At 33.8% G+C, this 23,159-nt stretch carries 21 protein-coding genes and 1 rRNA gene; 1 reads left to right on the forward strand and 21 read right to left on the reverse strand.

Features of this window, described 5'->3' with window-relative positions:
• The 17 genes from RWO76_RS07815 to RWO76_RS07895 all read right to left on the reverse strand — a co-directional run.
• Positions 1-448, reverse strand: a 16S ribosomal RNA gene (locus RWO76_RS07815); the annotation flags it as partial.
• Positions 449-822: 374 nt separating this feature from the next.
• Complete coding sequence (gene pknB / locus RWO76_RS07820; protein ID WP_314355087.1) at positions 823-2,739, reverse strand: Stk1 family PASTA domain-containing Ser/Thr kinase; 1,917 nt, start codon at positions 2,737-2,739, stop codon at positions 823-825.
• The gene (locus tag RWO76_RS07825) at positions 2,739-3,485 is read right to left on the reverse strand and encodes a Stp1/IreP family PP2C-type Ser/Thr phosphatase (protein ID WP_314355088.1); all 747 of its coding nucleotides are present in this window, start codon (positions 3,483-3,485) and stop codon (positions 2,739-2,741) included. The genes pknB and RWO76_RS07825 overlap by 1 nt, the downstream gene beginning before the upstream one ends.
• A gap of 18 nt (positions 3,486-3,503) precedes the next feature.
• Complete coding sequence (gene rsmB / locus RWO76_RS07830; protein WP_314355089.1) at positions 3,504-4,829, reverse strand: 16S rRNA (cytosine(967)-C(5))-methyltransferase RsmB; 1,326 nt, start codon at positions 4,827-4,829, stop codon at positions 3,504-3,506.
• Positions 4,822-5,778, reverse strand: a complete 957-nt coding sequence (fmt, locus tag RWO76_RS07835) for a methionyl-tRNA formyltransferase (protein WP_314355090.1) — start codon at positions 5,776-5,778, stop codon at positions 4,822-4,824. Before fmt ends, rsmB begins: the two co-directional genes overlap by 8 nt.
• Before the next feature lie 17 nt (positions 5,779-5,795).
• The gene (gene priA, locus RWO76_RS07840) at positions 5,796-8,198 is read right to left on the reverse strand and encodes a primosomal protein N' (RefSeq protein ID WP_314355091.1); all 2,403 of its coding nucleotides are present in this window, start codon (positions 8,196-8,198) and stop codon (positions 5,796-5,798) included.
• Between the two features lie 158 nt (positions 8,199-8,356).
• The gene (gene rpoZ / locus RWO76_RS07845) at positions 8,357-8,572 is read right to left on the reverse strand and encodes a DNA-directed RNA polymerase subunit omega (RefSeq protein ID WP_314355092.1); all 216 of its coding nucleotides are present in this window, start codon (positions 8,570-8,572) and stop codon (positions 8,357-8,359) included.
• A gap of 16 nt (positions 8,573-8,588) precedes the next feature.
• Entirely contained in the window at positions 8,589-9,212 is a 624-nt protein-coding gene (gmk, locus tag RWO76_RS07850) for a guanylate kinase (protein WP_314355093.1), read from the reverse strand.
• A gap of 214 nt (positions 9,213-9,426) precedes the next feature.
• Entirely contained in the window at positions 9,427-10,062 is a 636-nt protein-coding gene (locus tag RWO76_RS07855; protein ID WP_006703588.1) for a V-type ATP synthase subunit D, read from the reverse strand.
• A 7-nt stretch (positions 10,063-10,069) separates the two neighbouring features.
• Positions 10,070-11,446: a V-type ATP synthase subunit B gene (locus RWO76_RS07860; protein ID WP_006703587.1), complete on the reverse strand. Its 1,377-nt coding sequence runs from the start codon at positions 11,444-11,446 to the stop codon at positions 10,070-10,072.
• Positions 11,439-13,220 (reverse strand): V-type ATP synthase subunit A, encoded by a 1,782-nt coding sequence (locus RWO76_RS07865; protein ID WP_314355094.1) that lies wholly within the window; start codon positions 13,218-13,220, stop codon positions 11,439-11,441. The genes RWO76_RS07860 and RWO76_RS07865 overlap by 8 nt, the downstream gene beginning before the upstream one ends.
• Positions 13,221-13,252: 32 nt before the next feature.
• On the reverse strand, positions 13,253-13,564 hold the full coding sequence (locus RWO76_RS07870) for a V-type ATP synthase subunit F (protein WP_006703585.1): 312 nt from the start codon (positions 13,562-13,564) through the stop codon (positions 13,253-13,255).
• Positions 13,554-14,555 (reverse strand): V-type ATPase subunit, encoded by a 1,002-nt coding sequence (locus RWO76_RS07875; protein ID WP_314355095.1) that lies wholly within the window; start codon positions 14,553-14,555, stop codon positions 13,554-13,556. The genes RWO76_RS07870 and RWO76_RS07875 overlap by 11 nt, the downstream gene beginning before the upstream one ends.
• Positions 14,556-14,566: 11 nt before the next feature.
• On the reverse strand, positions 14,567-15,148 hold the full coding sequence (locus RWO76_RS07880) for a hypothetical protein (protein WP_314355096.1): 582 nt from the start codon (positions 15,146-15,148) through the stop codon (positions 14,567-14,569).
• Positions 15,149-15,160: 12 nt separating this feature from the next.
• Positions 15,161-15,643, reverse strand: a complete 483-nt coding sequence (locus RWO76_RS07885) for a V-type ATP synthase subunit K (protein ID WP_006703582.1) — start codon at positions 15,641-15,643, stop codon at positions 15,161-15,163.
• Positions 15,644-15,661: 18 nt separating this feature from the next.
• A complete protein-coding gene (locus tag RWO76_RS07890) occupies positions 15,662-17,614 on the reverse strand; it encodes a V-type ATP synthase subunit I (protein WP_314355097.1) in 1,953 nt (650 codons plus the stop codon).
• Positions 17,601-17,927, reverse strand: a complete 327-nt coding sequence (locus tag RWO76_RS07895) for a hypothetical protein (RefSeq protein WP_314355098.1) — start codon at positions 17,925-17,927, stop codon at positions 17,601-17,603. The genes RWO76_RS07890 and RWO76_RS07895 overlap by 14 nt, the downstream gene beginning before the upstream one ends.
• A 243-nt stretch (positions 17,928-18,170) precedes the next feature.
• Here RWO76_RS07895 and RWO76_RS07900 point away from each other — a divergent pair, with 243 nt between their 5' ends.
• Positions 18,171-18,488 (forward strand): hypothetical protein, encoded by a 318-nt coding sequence (locus tag RWO76_RS07900; RefSeq protein ID WP_314355099.1) that lies wholly within the window; start codon positions 18,171-18,173, stop codon positions 18,486-18,488.
• Positions 18,489-18,708: 220 nt separating this feature from the next.
• On the opposite strand, the gene cls is transcribed toward RWO76_RS07900, so the two are convergent.
• From cls to RWO76_RS07920, 4 genes are all read right to left on the reverse strand, one after another.
• On the reverse strand, positions 18,709-20,148 hold the full coding sequence (gene cls / locus RWO76_RS07905) for a cardiolipin synthase (protein WP_314355100.1): 1,440 nt from the start codon (positions 20,146-20,148) through the stop codon (positions 18,709-18,711).
• A 71-nt stretch (positions 20,149-20,219) separates the two neighbouring features.
• Positions 20,220-20,825: an energy-coupled thiamine transporter ThiT gene (locus tag RWO76_RS07910; RefSeq protein ID WP_314355101.1), complete on the reverse strand. Its 606-nt coding sequence runs from the start codon at positions 20,823-20,825 to the stop codon at positions 20,220-20,222.
• Between the two features lie 26 nt (positions 20,826-20,851).
• Positions 20,852-22,528 (reverse strand): ribonuclease J, encoded by a 1,677-nt coding sequence (locus tag RWO76_RS07915; RefSeq protein ID WP_314355102.1) that lies wholly within the window; start codon positions 22,526-22,528, stop codon positions 20,852-20,854.
• A 161-nt stretch (positions 22,529-22,689) separates the two neighbouring features.
• Positions 22,690-23,159: S1 RNA-binding domain-containing protein (locus RWO76_RS07920; protein ID WP_314355104.1), on the reverse strand; the 470-nt coding region annotated here is incomplete at its 5' end.

Genomic DNA, 23,159 nt, shown 5'->3' on the forward strand with positions numbered 1-23,159 from the left:
AACAGAGCTTTACGATCCGAAGACCTTCTTCACTCACGCGGCGTTGCTCCGTCAGACTTGCGTCCATTGCGGAAGATTCCCTACTGCTGCCTCCCGTAGGAGTTTGGGCCGTGTCTCAGTCCCAATGTGGCCGATCACCCTCTCAGGTCGGCTATGCATCACGGCCTTGGTGAGCCGTTACCTCACCAACTAGCTAATGCACCGCGGGTCCATCCATCAGCAGAAGCCGAAGCCTCTTTTCCTTCTCGAGCCATGCAGCTCAAGAACCTATGCGGTTTTAGCATCCGTTTCCGAATGTTATCCCCCTCTGATGGGCAGGTTACCCACGTGTTACTCACCCGTTCGCCACTAGATTGACCAGTGCAAGCACCGGTCGCTCTCGTTCGACTTGCATGTATTAGGCACGCCGCCAGCGTTCGTCCTGAGCCAGGATCAAACTCTCATGAAAATTCATTCATAAGCTTTTGAAAGCTCATTTAATTACTGACTTATTGTTTTTCTCCTTAGAGAAAAGAAATTGTTGTTTCTTCACTTTCGTGAAGTCCCTACACATTTGGTTTGTCTTCTTTGTTTAGTTTTCAAAGGTCAACGCCGCTTATCGCGACAACTCCTATATACTAACATAGGCATTTTTCTCTGTCAACAACTTTTTAAAATTTATTTTAAATTTCTTTTTTCGTAATCGCTTTAAATGCGAACGTTCGTTAACAGTGCTTATAATTTACCATAGCTTTTTATTCTTTTCAAGTCTTTTTTAGAACTTTTTTTATATTTTCTAACTCAATAAAAAAGACTGTAGTTTTTTGCTACAGTCTTTCTTTCTTATTGTACATTTCCTGATGAAATTTCTTTTCCATCACTAACAATTTTATATTTACCTATTGGTTGAGAGTTACTTAATTTAAATGTTAAATTCAATGTAGTGTCTTCTGTAATTTCTAATGTTTTATACTCGTTAGAAATCTGATGTTTTGCATCTTCAATATATATTGAAATTTTATTAACTGTTTTTTGCCCGTTATTTTGAGTATTTTTTTGATAAGGAACTACTATTTGTTTAGTTACTGTATGTTCCTTTTTACCTTTTGATAATACAATTGTGAGTGCAGTTCCTTTTTTCACTTCTGCGCCCTCTCGTATTGATTGTCTAATCACTGTATCTATGGTTGCTTCGTTTTCTTCTTCAGTAATTGTTAATGTTAAATTATTTGAATTTGCATATTCAATAGCTCCTGCTCTTGTATAACCTGTTAGGTTTGCCATTTTTATAGAACTTTCTCCTTTACTAACTACTAATGTAATTACAGGATCTTTTCCTTCTACTTTTTGGTTTGGAGCAATACTTTGAGAGATTACTTTACCAGATTCCACGCTATCAGAATTTTCTTCTTGTTTTTCTACTGTAAATCCTAGTTTTTTTAATTCATCTCTTGCAGCTTCATATTTTTTATTACGATAGTCTTTCATTATAATAGCTTCTTTTCCTGAACTTACTTTAATCGTAATTTTTGATTTTTCTTTTACCGTACTACCAGCTTTTGGATTCGTTTCGATGACTTTTCCACTTTCAATTTCATCTGATTTTACCGGAATGACATCTGTAACATTTAATTTTGCATCTGCTAATTTTGTTTTAGCGGCTGCTTCTGTTAAATTCGTTACATCTGGCACTTGAACTTCTTTTGGACTAGATTGTAAAAATACAAAAGCCATAATTCCTACTATTGAAACTAATAAAAGTAAAATGATCCAAGGCCATTTACGTCTCTTTTTAACTGGTTTCTCTTCTTCCATTTCTACAACTGGTATTTCTTTACTCGTTTGAATTGGTTTAACTTTTTGTGTATGAATTGGTGTTAGTACTTTTGTTTCTCCTGAAAAACTTGCTGGAACAAATTTCTTTTCATATAGTCTTGTAGAGTCTAAACAAGTTTTCAAATCTTGAAACATTTCATAACAACTTCTATAGCGATGCATTGGATCTTTTGCAGTAGCTTTTAATACAATATTTTCCAAGCTCTGTGGAACCATTGCAATCGGATTTACAATTGTTGGTAATGGTTCTTGGAAATGTTTTAGCGCAATAGAAACTGCGGACTCTCCATCAAAAGGTACTTTTCCTGTTAATAGTTCATATAACACAATACCTAATGCATAAATATCTGTTTGAATGGTCGCCATACCACCTCTTGCTTGTTCTGGTGATAAGTAATGCACCGAACCTAGCAATGTATTCGTTTGAGTTAATGAAGTATCTGATAAGGCAACTGCAATTCCAAAATCTGTTATTTTAACATTTCCTTCTTTATCAATTAAAATATTTTGTGGTTTAATATCACGGTGAATAATGCGATTTTGATGCGCAGCTGCAATCGCTGATACAATTTGCATCATAATACGAACAGCTTCAATAGGATGTAGTGCACCTTTTTGTCTCACATAATCTTTTAAATCGGTTCCTTCAACATATTCCATCACAATGTAATTCATTTCTTGTGATTGTCCAACATCATATACACCTACAATATTTGGGTGAGTTAATTGAGTCGCTGACAAAGCTTCTCTTCTGAATCTTCTCATCGCATCATCATTTTGACGAAAATCTAATCGTAATACTTTAATGGCAACTAATCGATCTAAAATTAAATCCTTTGCAAGGTAAACCGCAGCCATTCCGCCAGTTCCAATTAAAGATTGAATTTTATAACGTCCATTTAATGTTCTACCAGCTTCTAGCATTAGGCTTCCTCCTCTCTAAGGTGAATTTTTGCAATCGCAACTGTAATATTATCACGACCGCCTGACTCATTAGCTGCTTGAACAGCTTTTTCTACTTGTTGTTCCAAATCTGAATAATGATTTAAAACATTTCTTATTTCTTCTAATGACAACATATCGCTGAGTCCATCACTACATAATAATAATATATCTTCTTCTTTCACAGTCATTCTGACAAAATCAATTTCGACAGCCGAAGTTACTCCTAGTGACTGTGTCACGATATTTTTATTTGGATGATGTTCTGCTTCTTCAGGAGTGATTTCCCCTGATTTCAATAATGCATTGACTAAACTTTGATCTTCTGTTAATTGCTTTAATTGGAAGTTTCTTAAAACATAAGCTCGACTATCTCCAACATTAGCAATCATTAATTGATTTCCAATGACACATGCGGCTACTAAAGTTGTCCCCATTCCGTATAAATCAGCATATTGAGTGGAACGTGAAAGAATATCATCGTTAGATTCTTCAATTTTTTTAATGAGCCATTGATATGCTTCTTCCACATCACCAAAATGAGTCTTTTCCCATGCTTGTCCAATCGCCATTAGCGCCATTGAACTCGCTACGTCCCCTGCATTATGTCCACCAATTCCATCGCAAACCATCATAAGCGGGATGTTATTTTTGCTTTCAAAGTAGCCAGCAGCATCTTCGTTTACTTTTCTTCGTTGACCAACATCACTTTTTATAGCAAATTTCATACAATCCCTCCTTAATGTTTAAGATTTTTTCACTAATTTACAAATATAAAACCCATCACTATTAAAGTCATTTGGTAATATTGTAATATCTTCTGTATCTTTATTAATCCAATTTCCAATCGGTTCAATTTCAAATGCCGGGTTCCCTTCTAAAAATCGATTGACCAGCTCTCTATTTTCTGCCTTATTAATCGTACACGTAGAATATACTAGGCTTCCCTTTGATTTTACCATTTTTGAAGCAGATAATAAAATCTCAAGTTGAATTTTTTCTAAACTCTTTAAATCTTTTAAACTTTTTGTATATTTTATATCCGGTTTACGACGAACTAAACCTAATCCCGAACAAGGAGCATCCACAAATACTGCATCAAAACTTTCAGCTGAATAAGCTTCTTGTACATTACGCGCATCTAATACTCTCATTGAAATACAATCATCCACTTGTAACCTTTTGGCATTTTCTTGTATTTTTTTTAGTTTATGTTCATATAAATCTAAAGCGTCTACACGTCCACCTTTTGATGGTTCTAAATAACTTGCAATATGAGTTGTCTTTCCACCAGGTGCTGCACATGTATCAAGCACTTTATTTGTTGGTTGTAAATTAGCAACTTGTGCTACTAATGAAGATGCTTCATCTTGAATCGTAACAATTCCTTTTTCAAAAGCTTTTGAGAGGAATACATTTCCCTCTTCCACAATTAAACATCTATTCGACAAGGTACTTTCTCTAGTTTGAACTCCTTCTTCTAATAGAAGTTGTTTTACTTGCTCTTGATTCAAATGATTCGGTTGAATACGAACACTGACACTTGGCGCTGTTAAAATAGACTCAGAAATTTGTTGTGCTTGTTCTACTCCATACTGTTGTTTAAATAATTGGTACATCCATTTTGGAATACTATACTGTACACTCATTCTTTCGTCTGCATCTTTTATTTCCTCAAAACTTCTTAAATCATTTCTTTGGAAATTTCTAAGTACGCCATTGACAAATTTAGCAATGCCTTGATGACCACGTTTTTTTGCAATTTGTACTGCTTCAAAAATCGCTGCATGATCTGGAATTTTATCTAAAAATACCATTTGGTAAATGGAAATTCTTAGCAATTGTTTCACCCATGGTTGAATTTTCTTTGCTTTTTGAATATAAGGGGCTAAATAAAAATCAATCGTCATTTTTCGCTGAATCGTTCCATAAAACAATTCGGTTAACAGACCTTTATCTTTTGCAGTCCATTTTTGTTGCTCAATTACCTTTTTCAAACTAATCGTTGAATAAGATTGATCTTGTTCCACTTGAACTAATAAATCTACAACTGCATTTCTGACCTTATCCATGATTTACCCCTTCAAAGCAAGCTTTCTCTTCAATAACAGAAGCAAAACCATTCATAAAGGCATCTGAACTCATTTTAGCTTTTCCTGCAGGTTGTAATTCAACAATTTCTAATACGGTTTGATTCCCACATGCTACATACAAATGATGATTTTCTTTAAATAATGTTCCTGGTTGTTCAGCAGTTGTTTGATCAACTACCTTCACTTGCCAAATTTTCACTCTTTCACCATTTAATACAGTAAATGAAGTTGGCCAAGGACGTAAACCACGGATAAAGCAATCTACCATTTTTGCTTCTTTTGTCCAATCAATTTGTTCTTGTTCTCGTGTAATATTTGGAGAATACGTTACGAACGCTTCATCTTGTACAATTTCAGTAATCGTTCCATCAAAAATTTTCGGTAATGTGTCTAATAATAATTCTGCACCTACCACACTTAATTTTTCAAACATAGAAGCTACATCATCAATTTGTTCAATTGGAATCGAGCGTTGTGATAAAATATTTCCCGCATCCATTTTGCTAACCATTCTCATAATCGTTACACCTGTATGAGAATCCCCATTCATAATAGCGTAATGAATCGGTGCACCCCCGCGATATTTTGGTAATAAGGATGCATGAACATTGACAGCACCTTGTTTTGGAAATTCTAAAAATTTCTTTGGTAAAAACTGACCATAAGCAGCTGTTACAATTAAATCTGCATCTAATGTCATTAATTGTTCTAATTCTTCTGAACCCGTTAATTTTTCTGGTTGATATACAGCAATATTTTGTTCTAATGCATATTTTTTCACGGGTGATGGAGTAATTACTTTTTTACGACCGACTGGTCTATCTGGTTGAGTCACAACCGCAATCACTTCATATTCTTCTGAACTAACTAAAGCATCTAATACTTTTGTTGAAAATTCGGGTGTTCCCATAAAAATGATTTTTTTCAAAATTCCACTTCCTATCTTTATAAAAAATATTGAGGTTCTACATCGATGGATACCGCTACTTTTGACTGCGATGTTGATTGAGTATTGACTAAGACCTCATGTAATAAAATATCTAACACTGGATCTTTTTTATATTTAATAATTAATTGATAATAATAACGATTATTCATTCTAGCAATTGATTTCGCACTAGGTCCTAATAAAACAGATTGAGAAGATAGTTTACCTTCCAATACCTTTTTAATGTCATACGCCTGTTTTTGTGCAGCATATTCTTGTTCACTAGAAACTGTAATCATTACTGTAAAATAATAAGGCGGATAATGAGCGAGATGTCTCATTTTCATTTCTTGAGCAAAGAAAGCCTCGTAATAGTGATTTTGTGCTAATTGAATCGCATAATGATCTGGGTTATATGTTTGAATAAATACTTCTCCAGCCTTATCTCCTCTACCAGCTCTTCCTGCTACTTGCGTTAATAATTGGAAAGTTTTTTCTGCCGCTCTAAAATCCGGAATATTTAAAGCTGTATCTGCATTGACTACTCCTACTAAAGTAACATTTGGAAAATCTAAGCCTTTTGCAATCATTTGAGTTCCAATTAAAATATCTGCTCTTTGTTCTTCAAATTGTTTTAACAATGCTTCATGTTGTCCCTTTTTACGAGTTGTATCGACATCCATTCGAATAATTCGAGCAGTTGGCAATAATTGCTCTAATTCTTCTTGAAGCTTTTGAGTTCCCGTCCCAAAATAACGAATTTGTCGACTATGACATTTCGGACAATGATTTGGAATAGCTTCTTCATGCCCACAATAATGGCATTTCATCACTTTTGTATCCATATGAAGCGTCAAGGAAATATCGCAATTTGGGCATTCCAATACATAGCCACAATCTCGACACATAATAAAGGATGAATATCCTCTTCGATTTAAGAGCAACACACTTTGCTCTCCTTTTTCTAATCGGTCTTCTAAAGCTTGTAATAATCGTTTGGAGAAACTTCCTTTTTGTGCTAGAAATTCTTGTTTCATATCTAGCACATGAACTTGAGGCAATGGTTGATGTTTCGCACGCTTTGTTAAACGTAATAAACGATAAACTCCTTTTTCCGCTCTTGCTCGAGATTCTAAACTTGGAGTTGCACTTCCAAGTACAACAGGACAATGATGATATTTTCCTCTCCAAATCGCAATATCTCTCGCATGATAACGCGGAGTATCATCCTGCTTATAAGTGCTCTCATGTTCTTCATCTAAAATAATAATGCCGATATTTTTTAATGGAGCAAATACCGAAGATCTTGCTCCAACAACAATGTCTGCTCGACCTTCTTTTATTTTTTGCCATTCATCATGTTTTTCTCCAGGATTCAACCCACTATGTAAAACAGCTACCCTATTTCCAAATCGTTCTTTAAAACGCTGAACCATTTGAGGAGTTAATGAAATTTCTGGAACAAGCATCATAGCGCTTTTTCCTTTTTGAATAGCTTCTCCAATCCATTGAAGATATACTTCCGTCTTTCCTGACCCTGTCACGCCTTGTAATAAATAAACATAGGAAGTATCATCCTTTTCTTCTTCTAACACTTGTTGAAAGACTTGTTTTTGCTCGTCATTTAGTTCAAATGGTTTAGAATGAACAATTTTTCTCCCAGCATAAGGATCTCTATCTACTGCTCTTTTTTCTAACAGAATCCAACCTTTTTCAACAGCTTTTTTCACATCTGCTTGCACAACATTAAAGCAAGTCATAAATTCAGCTTTCGCAATTTCTGTATTCTCTAAACTAGATAAACCTTCCAAAAATCTTAATTGTTTTGCCGCATTTTTCGGCACTTGCTTCATTATTTCCAAATATTCTTCAGGTAAATACGATAATACAATCCAATCTTCTGTTTTAATTTGTTTTCGGTCTTCTACTAAAGTTTTCGTTTGGACAATTCCTTTTTGTTTTAAACGTAGTAACTCTGACAAAACTTCCTTTGGCATTTCATCAGTTACTTCTATTTCTAATTGCCCATTAAAAATTCTTTGGAAAATTTCTTCTTGTACTTGGGGATTTTCTAATACAAATAACTTACTTGTCGTTGTTTTTAACATCGCTGGCAACATTGTTTGATAACAGTGAATTAAAAAAGCGAATAAATGATTGGACATATATTCTCCTAATTTAATCATTTCTTTAGAAAGAACAGGTTCAAGATCCATTAATCGTTCTATTTCTTTTAATTCTCCTTCAAAATCAGATGTTGGACGAATTGAAACAACAAAGCCTTGCACACTTCTTCCAGCAAATGGTACAACTACCCTCATTCCCACTTCGATTTCTCCTTCGAAGATTGCAGGAATTCTATATTCAAATGGTCGATTCACTTGTTTTACTGGAACATCTACAATTACTTGTGCAAACATGATTTCACCTCGCTTTAGAGGTATACTTACCCCAATTTACATCATAAGAATAGTGTATCATCTTTTCCAAAAAATAGAAAACCATTTATTCAGTCTTAAATTTTATTTATAAAATAAAAACCTTGAAGGGATTTCTCCACTTCAAGGCTTCTTTATGATTAAACTTCTTCAGGAATACTATCTTCACGAATTCCTAACTCACCAGCGATAACTTCTTCTAACGCACGACCAACATTTTTATCTGATTGGTACTCTTCTAATTTTTGTGGTTCATGATGGTGTAATTCATGAGCTCTTTTACTTGATAAAATTACTAAAGAATATTTTGAATCAATTTTGTTCAATAATTTATCAATTGAAGGATATAACATCATAATAGATTACCTCTTTCTACTCTTCTTCCAATATTTCTTCTAACTCTTCTATAGTATCTAAATTTCTAACGATTCGCAAGTGCTCCGTTTGAATAATTGCTTCGATTTTTTGAACCGCACTATCCACTGTATCGTTCACGACAGAATAATCATAATACTTCATCAACTCTAATTCTTCACGAGCTGTTTTCATACGTTTCGCAATTACTTCATCAGAATCTGTTCCTCTATTAACAATACGACTTTCTAATTCATTTAAATCAGGTGGCGTTAAGAAAATAAACACTCCCTCTGGCATTAATTCACGAACTTGAATAGCACCTTGTACATCAATTTCTAAAAATACATCTTTCCCTTTTGCTAATGTATTTTCTACATATTCCAATGGAGTGCCATAATAATTTCCTACATATTCAGCATATTCCAATAATTGTTTATTTTGAATCATTTGTTCAAATTCTTCTCTTGTCTTGAAGAAATAATCGACTCCATCTGTTTCACCTGTACGTGGTAAGCGAGTTGTTGCTGAAATTGAATAAACAAATTTTTGTTCACCCTTTGCAAAAATCGCAGCTCTAACGGTTCCTTTCCCAACGCCTGATGGTCCAGATAAAACGATTAACAATCCTCTTTTTGTCATAATCGTCTCAAAACTCCATTCTTTTTACAGCTTTTTACTATCTTATCATAAACTTTAGTCGAACAACAAGCTAAAGTAGAAAAAATATCACTCCCTCAACAAATTATAATCTTCTCCTCATTATTTGCTGTATTTTTTCTTGAACAAACCGGAAAAATAATCCGATAAAAAACGAGCATCTCCCTTTCAAGATGCTCGTTTTTTTGTTTCTTCATTATGATTTTTGACCCATATCTTTTACTTTCATAATACGAGTAATACTTGCACGTTCTTGTTCTTCTAACTTCATTTCAATATAGTAAATCGTTTCTTCTAATTGAGGAATCATACGATATTCTAAGGCGTTTACTCTTCGACGTGTCTTTTCAATCTCATCAGCTAATAGCTGACAAGTTTTTTCAATTTCTGTTAATGATAATAAATCTGGTAACACAGCAGAAATTTCTTCAATTGAATGATCAATTTCACTATTGGAGTTTAAATAACCATATTTAAAGTCACTCTCTTGATTTTGTTCTACTACGGTAAAATTCATTTCTGGAACAGAAACACTCATAATATTTTTTTCTTGTAAATTCAATGTGACACTTTGTGGCGGAATTGCTACTAGTTCTTCAATAAAAGCTTCTTCTAGCGTTGCTTTGGCTAACACAAAACTTTTCATTCCTGCTGTTAAACGTTTTTCAACTTGATCACGTAATTCATTATTTTTACGAATTAACTCAATGAATTGTCTCATTAATTCATCTTGCTTATCTTTTAATAATTTATGACCACGAACAGAAACGGTTAATCGCTGTTTTAATTTCGACAATTCCATTCTTGTTGGTTTTACATTTAATCTCACCATTTAGGAATCACTCCCCTTTAGGTAAAAATTCATCAAGCATTTCATCCTTGATACGTTTTAATTCCGTACGAGGTAAAATTGATAGTAATTCCCAACCTAAATCTAATGTTTCTTGAATAGTACGATTCGTTTGGAATCCTTGGCTGATGTATTCTTTTTCGAATCGATCTGTAAATTCAACATATAATTTATCTGTTTTTGATAAAGCAGATTCCCCTAAAACGACTGCTAATTCTTTTGCTTGTTTTCCTGTTGCATAGGCAGCAAATAATTGGTTCATCGTTGAAGCATGGTCTTTACGAGTTTTTCCTTCACCTGAACCTTTATCTTTCAAACGAGAAAGAGATGGCAATACATTGATTGGAGGTTGAATCCCTTGTTTATCTAATGCACGATCCAAAATAATTTGACCTTCAGTAATATAACCTGTTAAGTCTGGAATTGGGTGTGTAATATCATCTTCAGGCATTGATAAAATTGGAATTTGAGTTACAGACCCTTTACGTCCTACTAAACGTCCCGCACGTTCATATAATGTCGATAAGTTTGTATATAAGTAACCTGGATATCCACGACGACCTGGAACCTCACGACGAGCTGCAGAAATTTCACGCAATGCTTCACAGTAGTTTGTCATATCTGTCATGATCACTAACACGTGCATGTCTTTTTCATACGCTAAATATTCAGCTGTTGTTAAGGCAATTTTAGGAGTCGCAATTCTTTCAATCGCTGGGTCATTTGCTAAGTTAATGAACATAACTGAACGATCAATCGCTCCTGTTTTACGGAAGTCTTCCATAAAGTATTCTGCTTCGTCAAAGGTAATTCCCATCGCAGCAAATACTACCGCAAATTTTTCGTCACTATTTAACACAGTAGCTTGACGAGCAATTTGAGCCGCTAATTCTTTATGAGGTAAACCTGAACCAGAGAATACTGGTAATTTTTGTCCACGAACTAGTGTATTTAAATGGTCGATTGCTGAAATTCCTGTTTGAATAAATTCATCCGGATAGTCACGAGAAACTGGGTTAATCGCTTGTCCATTTACATCTAAAGATGCTTCCGGTAATAATTCAGGACCACCATCAATCACATTTCCCATTCCATCAAAAATACGACCAACCATATCTTCTGATACATTCAAGGATAAAGGTTTTCCTTTAAAACGTACTTTTGAGTCACGAATGTTAATGCCGCTAGGTCCTTCAAAAATTTGTACCATCGCTTTATCTTCATGTACTTCTAGTACTTGACCATGACGAGTTTCTCCATTTTGTAATTGGATTTCTACTAACTCATCAAATTTAACGCCTTCTACTTGTTCAACCATCATTAGAGGGCCGACAACTTCACTAATCGTACGATATTCTTTAAGCATTTGTCATTCCTCCTTTTTGAATAGTTGCTTTAACATCTTCTTGAATTTGTTCTTTAATCGCTGTAAATTGTTCCATTTGACTTTCTGGAATATATTTTGAACGAGCAATACGGTCACGAATTTCTTCTGTACCATCCATAATTTCTGCATAATAAGCTCCTACGCTCATTGCATGTCTTGCTTGTTCTTCAAATGTTAAAATTAAATCTAACATACGATATTGTTTTTCACGAGAAGTAAATGTATCCACATCGTCAAACGCATTTTGTTGTAAGTAGTCTTCACGAATGGATTTAGCAATTGTCATTGTTAAGCGGTCTTTTTCAGATAATGACTCTAACCCAACTAAACGTACAATTTCTTCTAAACTTGCTTCTTCTTGCAATGTTTGCATCGCATGTTGAACCATTGATGACCAATTTTCATGAATATGTTCATCCATATATTTTCCAACTTCTTGATTATATAGAGAATACGAAGTTAACCAGTTCATAGATGGGAAGTGACGTTTTTGAGCCAATGTTGCATCTAATCCCCAGAATACTTTAGCAACACGTAATGTATTTTGAGTAACAGGTTCTGAAGTATCTCCCCCTGGAGGTGATACCGCACCAATAGCAGTAATGGTACCTTCACGGCCTTCGCTACCTAAAGTAACAACACGTCCCGCACGTTCATAATATTCAGCAATACGACTACCTAAGTAAGCAGGATATCCTTCATCCCCAGGCATTTCTTCTAAACGTCCTGACATTTCACGTAATGCTTCTGCCCAACGTGAAGTTGAATCCGCCATAATAGCTACACTGTATCCCATATCACGGAAATACTCTGCAATTGTAATTCCTGTATAAATCGAAGCTTCACGAGCTGCTACAGGCATGTTCGATGTGTTCGCAATTAAAATTGTTCTTTCCATAATTGATTCACCAGTTGTTGGATCAATTAATTCTGGGAACTCATTTAATACGTCTGTCATCTCATTACCACGTTCACCGCAACCTACGTAAACTACGATATCTACGTCAGACCATTTTGCGATTTGGTGTTGAACAACTGTTTTACCAGCTCCGAACGGTCCAGGTACAGCTGCAGCTCCCCCTTTTGTTACAGGGAAGAAAGTATCGATTACACGTTGTCCTGTTAACATTGGAACTTCCGTATTTTTCTTCACTTTAAATGGACGTCCTTGACGAACAGGCCAACGCTGAATTAGATTGAAAGATTTTTCTCCTTCTTCTGTTTCAATTGTATAAACTGTATCTTCGATACGATACGTTCCACTTGAAATACTTGTTACTGTTCCTTTTACTCCATAAGGAACCATAATTTTATGTTGAACAACTTTTGTTTCTTGTACATAACCTACAATGTCTCCAGCTTCAACAGTTTGTCCAACTGCTACTGTTGCGTGAAACTCCCATTCTTTTTGACGATCTAATGGGGCTACTACTGTTCCACGAACTAAAAAGTCACTATTAGATACTTCTTTAAATGTATTCAATGGACGTTGAATTCCATCAAACATTTGAGAGATGATTCCGGGAGCTAATTCAACAGAAAGTGCTTCTCCTGTTGTTGTTACTGGTTCTCCTGGTCCTATTCCAGACGTTTCTTCATAAACTTGAATAGAGGCAACGCCTTTACGCATCTCAATAATTTCACCAATCAGTCCAAGGTGACCCACATGACAAATATCTTGAATATTTGCATCTTCCATACCTTCAGCGGTCACTAATGGTCCTGATACTTTTACGATTCTTCCGCTCTTCACCGAAGTACCTCCTCTTAACTAAATTTTACGAATTATAAAATGTTTTGACCTACAGCCTTTTCCACATTTTCTTGAATTCTTGATTTTCCAATGGATAATGAACCTTTATGATTTGGAATTAAAATAATTGCTGGAGAAACAACTGCATCATAACGACGAATGGTTTCGGCAATTTCAGAGGCAATCGCTTCTGTAACATAAATAATTCCATACTCTTCACTGGCTAAACGATCAATGGTTTCTCTTGCTTCTAAACTTTCATGAGCAGGAAATACATCAAAACCAAGAATCTTGAAAGGAAGGACTGAGTCTTTATCTCCAACAACTGCAATTTTATGAGCCATAAACTGGTCGCATCCTTTCTCTTAATTGTTCTTCACTAAACCCATTATCGATTCCTACTAAAATCAATCGAATATTTTTTACTTCCATTTCGCTAGCATGAATATAGGCAAGAGATGGATAAGGTCCAAAAGCATCGAATGTCGCATCTTTTAAATAACGATAAATACATTCGTCTTTCAACAATTCTAATTTCAATACAGAAATGTTTTCTTGAGATAAAATACTTTCCAATTCTTCTTTATAAGAAACACCATCAAATAATTGTAATAATGATGCCCAACCTAATTCTTGGAATGTATCAATTAATTGCGTTTTCGATACCGTTCCTTCATTCGATAATACCGTTTGTAAAAAGCTTCTGGATTGTTTTTGAGCACTTGCTCGAATTAAAGTAGCAATATTTTCTAAATCAATCATCAAATTGACAAATTCTGTCACTTTATCATCTTGCAATTGACGTTCTAACATTCTTAAATGTTTAAAATAATAAGTATCCATAAAAACGTCCGCAGTTTCTAATCGCTCAAAATTTTCAAAATCTTCATAAGCTTCTCGAACAGCTTTCACCATTACATTAGGAACATCTTGAGAATCTCTCGTTTCTACTAGTTGCTTTAAGGTTGCTAATGAATAACGACCAATAGGTACTAATAAATGTGAAAAATCTTTTTTTGCAAATTTTTCTTTTAATAACACTTTTAAATTATGATACGTATAACGAATTGAAAAAATATCTAATAATTCAGGTGTAGGCATTAATTCATATAATTCCTCATACTGATTTTTCAAATGCTTCATTAATACTGCATCAAATTGTTTCGTTTGCAATAATTCATCCGTTTGAAAACCATAAGCCGTTTTTTGTAACACTTCTAAAGCTTGTTGTAACTCTTTTGAAGCTAATAAACTATTCATGATATCTTTTGAAAGTAATTGTTGTTCTAAAATACGAACAGTAGTATTGATTCCTGAATAAGCTAAATCATTCATTGAAATCCCTCCTATCTTTCAAAAGCTTTTTTAGCTAACTCTGGTGAGTATTCTTGTTTTAAATCCTTTAATAGTGCATCGAATAAATAGTTGTATTCAATTCCTGATTGTTGTAAAACAAATCCAACTTTTTGTTTTAAAGTCGTTTGTGACACTTCTAATTCAGAAACATTCGTTAATTGGTGAATATCTTCTTGTGATAATTGACTTGCTGTTGCTTCCCCTAACACTAATGTGATTTTTTCTTGTTTAGGTAATTGAGCTACTGCCGATTGAATAAACTGTACTAATGTTACGCCACTCCATCCAGACATTAAGGAGTAAACTTCATCAAACACGCTATCGAGTAATCTTCTTTTTTCTTGTAAAATTTCTTTTTTACTCGCATTGACTAAAGATTGTTTCTCTTTATCCCAAAGCTGTTTTGCACGTTGTTTTAATTGAGTTTTCTTTGCCACTTCTTGTTCTGCTAAAGTTGCATTCATGACATTTGTACGTTCTTCTTCTTCTTTAGTAGCAACAGCCAATTGATGTGAGAAATCTTCTTCGACTTCTTTTAATACTTGTTGTTTTAGTTGCTCTAAATCTTTCAAACGTTCCAACTCCTAACCTAATTGATTGATAATTAAGAATGAAGCCAATAATCCTAAGATTGCATAAGTTTCAACCATGGCTGCAAAGATAATCCCTTTAGTAGATTCTTCTGGTTTTTTCGCTAAAATTTGAACACCAGCAGCTGCTACTTTACCTTGAGCAATACCAGATAATAAACCTGTGAATGCAATTGGTAAAGCTGCCATTAATAAGTATAAACCAGAACTTAAAGGCATTGTTGCGCTCATTTTTTGCATAATGAAGAATGCAATGATGAATCCATAAATCCCTTGAGTACCAGGTAATAATTGTAAAATTAACGCTTGAACAAATTTTTCAGGTTGTTCTTTAATTAACGATGCTGCAGCTTCCCCTGCAATCCCTACACCTTTTGCAGAACCAATTCCTGAAAAAATACTTGCTACACCCATTCCTAATGCTGCGAAAATAAAACCTCCAGAATTTTCAGTAAAAAATGTTAACCAGTTTGTCATAATAAATCTTCCTCCATCTTATTGATTTGATTTTTGTTTTGTTTCAATATATTTTTCATACGTTTTAAATGGTTTTAAAGCTCTTCCGCCACCTTCATAGAATTTACCAAAGAATTCTACAAACTGTAATCTTAATCCATGAACATATGCTCCTAAAAATGTTAAGAAAATATTTAGTCCATGAAGCGCAATTAACAGAAGAATTCCTACTGTAACTCTTGCTACTGGTGGTAAGAAAGTCACCAACATGTTAAATGCTGCTGCAATACTACCACCTGATACTGCTAAAGCCATCAAACGAGTATAGCTGACAACATCTCCCACATAACCACTAATACCATATAAGTTATATAAACCAGTTGCCAAGCCCGCAAATTTATTCGAACTTGTCAACATAGATACGATAACAATTAGTACCGCTGCAAGAATCGCTACATATGAGCCAATAGTTGCAAGAATCGGTATATTTAAAATCATCGAACCTACTAAATATAAAATTAAGCCAAAAATAATCGCTAACCATCCAATATGAGTGGTATACGCATTAGCATAATCTTTTTTCTTCCAATTACTATAAGCCCCTATAAATAGACCTACAATAATTTGAATAACCCCAAAAATGATTGATAAAATCATAATCGTCGTTAAATCTTTTGAAAGCGATAATGGTTGGAATGGCATATCCACTCCAAAGAATGAACCAAAGATAATTCCCCAAGCCACTGTTGGATAACTTAATAAATGGAAGAACATTAAATTACGTTTCATTCCTTTATCTAATACAAAGAGTTTTAACCCAATGAACGTTGCTAACCATAATACAAGTCCATATCCAATATCTGCAGACATCATTCCAAAGAACACAAGATAAAACGGCGCTGTAAATGGTGTTGGATCCACCTCTCCATATTTTGGTAAACCATACATCTCAATCATCATTTCAAATGGTTTAATGAGCGAATGATTTTTCAAAACAGTTGGAGTTTCTTCATATTCTTCTGGATCAATTTCCAATTCTACTACTGTCACTTGAGAAGCAATTCCATAATCTTCGATTTGTTGTTTTGCTTGTTCCACAACATCATCACATAAATAACCATGTAAGCAGAATAAATGCTCTCCTGAATACAATTGCTCTTTTGCAATTTCTTTTTGCCATTCATTAAACACATATTCACAATACAATTTTAATTTTCTAACAAGATCCTCTTGTTGTTGCATTTCTTGTACTAATGAATTTTTTGCTTCTTTTAATTGCTTTTGACGTTCTAAATTCAATTGCAATTCTTCTTTAGGGCTATGGTCAAATGGATACCATGTCACACTAAAATTCACTTTTGCTAATTCTTCTTTAGCTTCTTGTTGATGTTTTCTTGAATAAGTCGCAAATACTCCAACTTCTTCTCTTGTATGATACACTTCCTGAATAACAATCCACTGACTCTCTTTTAGACTTTCTAAGTAACGATTATCCGTTGTTTGAGGAATCGTCCCCATTTTTGTCTTCGTAAATGGTTGTTTAAAGATTTCCTTTGGATGGAAATCTAAATTTCCCCATTTTCTAAGTAGATTTTCAGTTTCAACGAGCTCTGCATTTCTATCTTCAAATTTTTGTAATTGTACTCGATAATTTTCAACACTCTCAATTAACTTTTGATAATCCCAATTAGAAACCGTTTGTTGAAGTTCTTCAATCGTAAAGGTTTCTTTTTTAGTTTTCAATTTTTTCATGAGTGAAGGTTGTTTTAGATATTTTTCTAAAAAGCGTATATCTTCTTGTAATCGATCTACTTTACTTTCTAACTCTTGAAGATTTTTTTGATTCGAAGGTTTTGATTCTTCTAACATGGATTGCCCTTGACTTAAGGAAATGAATTCTAATGATTGTAATTCTTGAACCGCATCCATCAATTGGCCTTGAATACGATTTGGTGCAATAAACATCAATTTTTTCATTTTAGCAATTGCCATATCGTTTTAACACCTCCTTAATTGTTTCCTGAACCAATTCTTGTCGATTGGCTTCAAATACCTGTTGTATTTGTTGAATTTCTTCTTTTTGAAGAGATGCTAATTCTTCTTGGAAATCCAATTTCTTTTGAGAATATTTATCCTCTAATTCTTTTTCATAATTCGACAAAGCGATATCTACATTCTTTTTAGATTCAGAAATCTTTTGATTCGCTTGGATTTTTGCTTCATCAATTTTCTTTTGAAAATCTTCTTTTAATTTTTGAGCTTGATTTTCAATAGCTTGAACAGATTCTACAATTTTTTGGCTCATAGTACACCTCCCATCTCATAGGTCTGAATTCGATTGTAAATCCCTACTTTTGTTATTATACCCTTCTTTATAAAATGTATCAAACTTTAATTCTACGCCTGCTTCCTTTATTATCCGTATAGTTAAATAGGAAGAAACACTACTTTTTTTAAAAAAATTTTTTATTTTTTAAAAATAATGTTTGCATTTTAGAACAAATGTTCGTATAATACAAGTACAAACATTTGTTCGGGAGGTTCTATTATGGAACAATATAAAAAACCATTTCATTCATTTATTCAACCATTATTAAAGAGTTTACAATTCCCTACTGAATCATCTCCATTTACACCTGTTATGCCATTAATTGATGTTGTTGAAACGATTCATAACAGTTACTATTTCAAAAAAGAAATTACTCTTTTATTTGAACAATACAATTCAAAAGGTGAATTACAACAATTTACTAAAAAAGGAGTTATTAAAAGCTGTATTCAACCAAACAATCATTTTGTTTTTCTAAGCGAAGACTTAACTATGATTCTAAACTTAGAACAAGTCGTTTCAGCGATACAGGTATAGAAAAAAGACTTCTGATATTGTAGTATTAGGACGCCAGTAGCCACCTGTGGTGTCTCTTGGCTAAAATTTGAGCCTAGGTCTCAAATTTTCCTGCACTAGAAGCCGATTGGCTTCTAGTGCTCATACTACAATAGGAAGTCTTATTTCTATTCTTAATAATCTAAATTATAAAATGAAGTGTACTGCAGCTAGCTATAGTAATAAAGTTTATTATAAAAAATTATAATATCGGAGAAAGGAGTCTGGAGAATTTTTGTTTTAATTTTTTCCATCGAGATTGCTTTTTAAAATACGCTTCATCTACTAATAAACAGTTCTCAATATCTTTCTCAAAAATATCTTGTAACTTACATGAAATTTCCTCATCATAAATAAATGCATTAATTTCAAAATTCAATCGGAAACTTCGCATATCAAAATTAGACGTTCCAACTGTAGATGCAACCCCATCTACAACCATTGTTTTCGCATGTAAAAAACCTTCTTCATATAAATAAATTTCTACGCCATCTTTTAATAAATTCCGACAATAATATTCAGTCGCACGATATACAAATGGGTGATCCGGTTTGCATGGAACCATAATCCGTACTTTTACCCCTGAAAGAGCCGCAACTTGCAAAGCTTCAATTACACTTTCATCCGGAATAAAATAAGGCGTTTGAATATCAATGGATTTTTTCGCCATATAAATCATTTTAACAAATCCCATTTTAATTTTTTGATAATCATTATCTGGCCCTGTTGAAACGATTTGCATCGCTGTGTCTCCTAAACATTCTAAAGTAGGAAAATATCGCTCAGAAAATGTTTTTTGATATCGTTCTGAAACTGTCGCATTCCAATCAATAAAGAAACGAGCTTGAAGAGATAATACTGCATTCCCTCTAATTCTTAAATGGGTATCTCTCCAGTGGCCCAATTTTCCCTTTCCTAAATATTCGTCCCCTATATTAAAGCCACCCACATAGCCAATTTTTCCATCAATGACAACAATTTTACGGTGATTACGATAGTTCATCCGCAAATTAATAATCCCAAATGTATATCCGAAAAAGGCTTCTGAACGACCACCCGCATCGTGAAGTTTCTTCCAAAATTTTTGTTTTGTAAAACGAGACCCTAATGCATCATATAGCACTAAAACTTCGACTCCTTGTTGCGCTTTTTCAACTAAAATCTCTAATAATTCATGGCCTAATTCATCATCATTAAAAATATAATAGCCGATATGAATATGGTCTTTAGCATTTCTCAAATCTTCTTTTAACTGTGTAAATTTCTCCTGACCAGACGTCATAATTTCAACTTGATTTCCTTTTGTAATGACAGATTCATCACTTTCTAAAAATAAAACCGCTAATTCTTTTAAATATAAATCTTCAAAAAAAGTATTATCTTGTTCTAATTCCTCTAATTGAGTTTCGGCTAGTTTTCTAATTCGAAATGTGTCTTGAGATTTCAAATCAAAAATCCGATCTTTACTAATTTTTCTTCCAAAAAAGAAATAAATAATAAACCCTAAAAATGGGAAAAAGACTAAGACTAATAACCAAGCCCATGTAGCAGAAATCTCTCTCGGTTCTCTAAATACGGTAATAATTGCTCCAAGCGTATTGATAAACACTAACCCTGAAAATATCGCTGTTAATAAATCCATTTTTTCTTCCTCCCTTCTTGCTTAGAAAAAAAGTGGGAAAACAATAACTGTTTCCCAACTCGATTCATCATTTAATCATTTAATAAGTGAGATTTTTCTTTTCTAGATAAGTATCTTGTACCTTTTGGAATATAAATATCACGTTTTACATAAATCAACGTTACTAATACTACTAGTGTTACGACTAATGTAGCAAAAAAGTTTACTGAAAATCCTAAAAATCCACTTGCTAAAGCAACTTTTTCAGTTGCAAATAATGTTGGTGCTCCAATTGCACTAGCAATAACATGGAGACCATAGCTGACAAATGTTGCAATAATACTAGCTGTTACTACATTTAAAACTGTAGAAGAAATACGAGCATTAAATGCTGTACGAACTGTATTTCTCGCAAAGAATCCAGCAAAAGCTACAAAACCATATGCCATTACAGAATCATGGAATGGAACAACAAAATATCCTGTTCCACTTGGATGTAATACTACATGTAGAAGACCAAATAAAATACTTGCAATAGCTCCCCAAATTCCTCCATGTCTTAGTGATACTAAAATTAAAGGAATAATGGCAAAGTCAATCAATACATTTCCTCCAATTGCTGGAATGTAAGAAAGTCCACTAGCAACAGCAATTGCCAACAAAACTTCTAACATAATTTTAACTGCTTTTGAACCCATGAATGTTCCCCTTTCAACAATAGAAATTAATCTTTTTTATAATTAGATGCTTCCATAATAATTGGAAGAATTACTGGGCGACGTTTTGTTTGTTCAAACAAGTAACGACTTAGTCCATCACGTACTTCTTGTTTTAAACGTGGCCATTCAAAATTATCACTTGCTAAGTTTTCTTCCACAATATCTGTCACAATTTTTTGTGATTCTTGTAATAACTCTTCACTTGTCTTCATATAGACAAATCCGCGAGAGACAATTTGTGGTCCAGATAAAATTTTTCCTAAACGCCTAGAAATCGTTACTACTGCTATAAAGATTCCATCTTCTGATAAAATCTTACGATCTTTTAGTACAATATTACCGATATCTCCAACACCAATTCCATCTACTAAAACATTCCCAGCTGGAACTTGTCCAGTAGCTGTCATTCTTCCATTTGAAATTTCAATGACATCCCCTTTACCAGGAATGAAAATATTAGAATATGGAATTCCTAATTCGTGTGCTAACTCAGCATGAGCTAATAAACTACGATATTCCCCTTGAACTGGAATGAAGAATGTTGGCTGTAATAAATTCATCATTAGTTTTAAATCATTTGGAGTTGCATGTCCACTTGCTTTAGCATTATCTGCCATTTCAACGACTTCAGCTTCCGCACGATAAATCATATCTTTCGTACGAGCAATAGCTGTTTCCATTGCAGTTGAAGGAGTTGTCGCAATATAGACTAAATCTCCTTGATGTAAATTCACTTGGCGGTGACGACCTTGTGCCATTTTTTGTAAAGCTTTAATTGGTTCGCCTACATTTCCTGTTTCTAACACAACGATTTCATCATCTGCCAAACGTTTTAATTCACGTGCTGTTACGAATAAATCTTCTGAAGGAACCGTTAATTTATTTAATTTCAACGCAATATTAACAATTTCTTCTAATTCCACACCTGTTAAGAAAATCTTACGTCCTGATTCATGAGCTGCATTAAAGACTTGTTGAATACGTAAAATATTACTTGCCACACAAGCTACAATAATACGACCTGTCGCATCTCTGAATGTATCTAGAATACTAGCTTCGATTTTACGGTCACTAACATTTTCCTCATAACTTTCAGCATCACTAGAATCACTTAATAAGGCTAAAACATATTCTTCACCAATATCCGTAATACGTCCAAAATTACTTTGATAGCCAACCGCAGCACTTTGATCAAACTTGAAGTCTCCAGTATAAACAATACTTCCTTCAGATGTTTTCAAAACAATCGCTACTGAATCTGGAATCGTATGAGTCGTTTTGAAAAACTTCACTGTTACAGACTCGAAATCAATCTCTGTATTTTCAGTGACAACGTGATAATCATCGAACCCTTTTACTTGTTTAGAAGACTCTACATAATATTTTGCTAAAGCAATCGTTAATTCTGTCCCAAAAACTGGTGCTTGAATATTTTTTAGAAAATAAGGAAGAGCTCCTACTGCATCCGCATGACCATGGGTTAAAAATACTCCTGCAATCCGATCTTTGTTTTCTTCTAAATAAGTAAAATCTGGAATCACGACATCAATTCCTAATAATTCATCTTCTGGATAAACCAATCCACAATCTAAGACGAAAATATCTTCATCTACTTCAACGGCATATAAACTCTTGCCGTTTTCTCGAACGCCTCCTAGCGCTATTATTTTAATTGAACTCATAGTTCACCTCATCTTATTTATTTGTTGTATTTTGTCTTACCAACTTGTTTACATTCTTATTCTAGAATACCATATTTACGTTTTTTTGACTAACATTTCATATTTTTTCTTGGAAATAAAAAATGAGACTAGGTTCTTTCCTAGCCTCATTTCATGAATGATTAAGCTTCTTTTTCGATTAATGCTTTGCGAGATAAGTTGATACGACCTTGTCCATCAATTTCAGTAACTTTTACTTTTACTTTATCTCCAATCGCTAATACATCTTCTACTTTTGCCACACGTTCATGCGCTAATTCAGAGATGTGAACTAATCCATCTTTTCCTTTTGCAATTTCAACAAAAGCTCCGAATTTTTCAATACGGCGAACAGTTCCTTCATACACTTGTCCAACTTCGATTTCACGTGTTAAATCTTCAATAATTTCTTTTGCACGTTGAATCATAGCTGCATCTGTTGAAGCGATTGATACATGACCTTCTTGATCGATATCAATTTTAACGCCAGTTTCATCAATAATGCTATTGATTGTTTCTCCACCACGACCGATGACTACTTTAATTTTATCTGGGTGAATAGAAATCATTTCAATCTTAGGTGCATATGGGCTTAACTCTTTACGAGGTTCAG

Origin of the sequence: uncultured Granulicatella sp., assembly GCF_963521425.1 — a bacterium.
Classification (GTDB): Bacteria; Bacillota; Bacilli; order Lactobacillales; family Aerococcaceae; genus Granulicatella.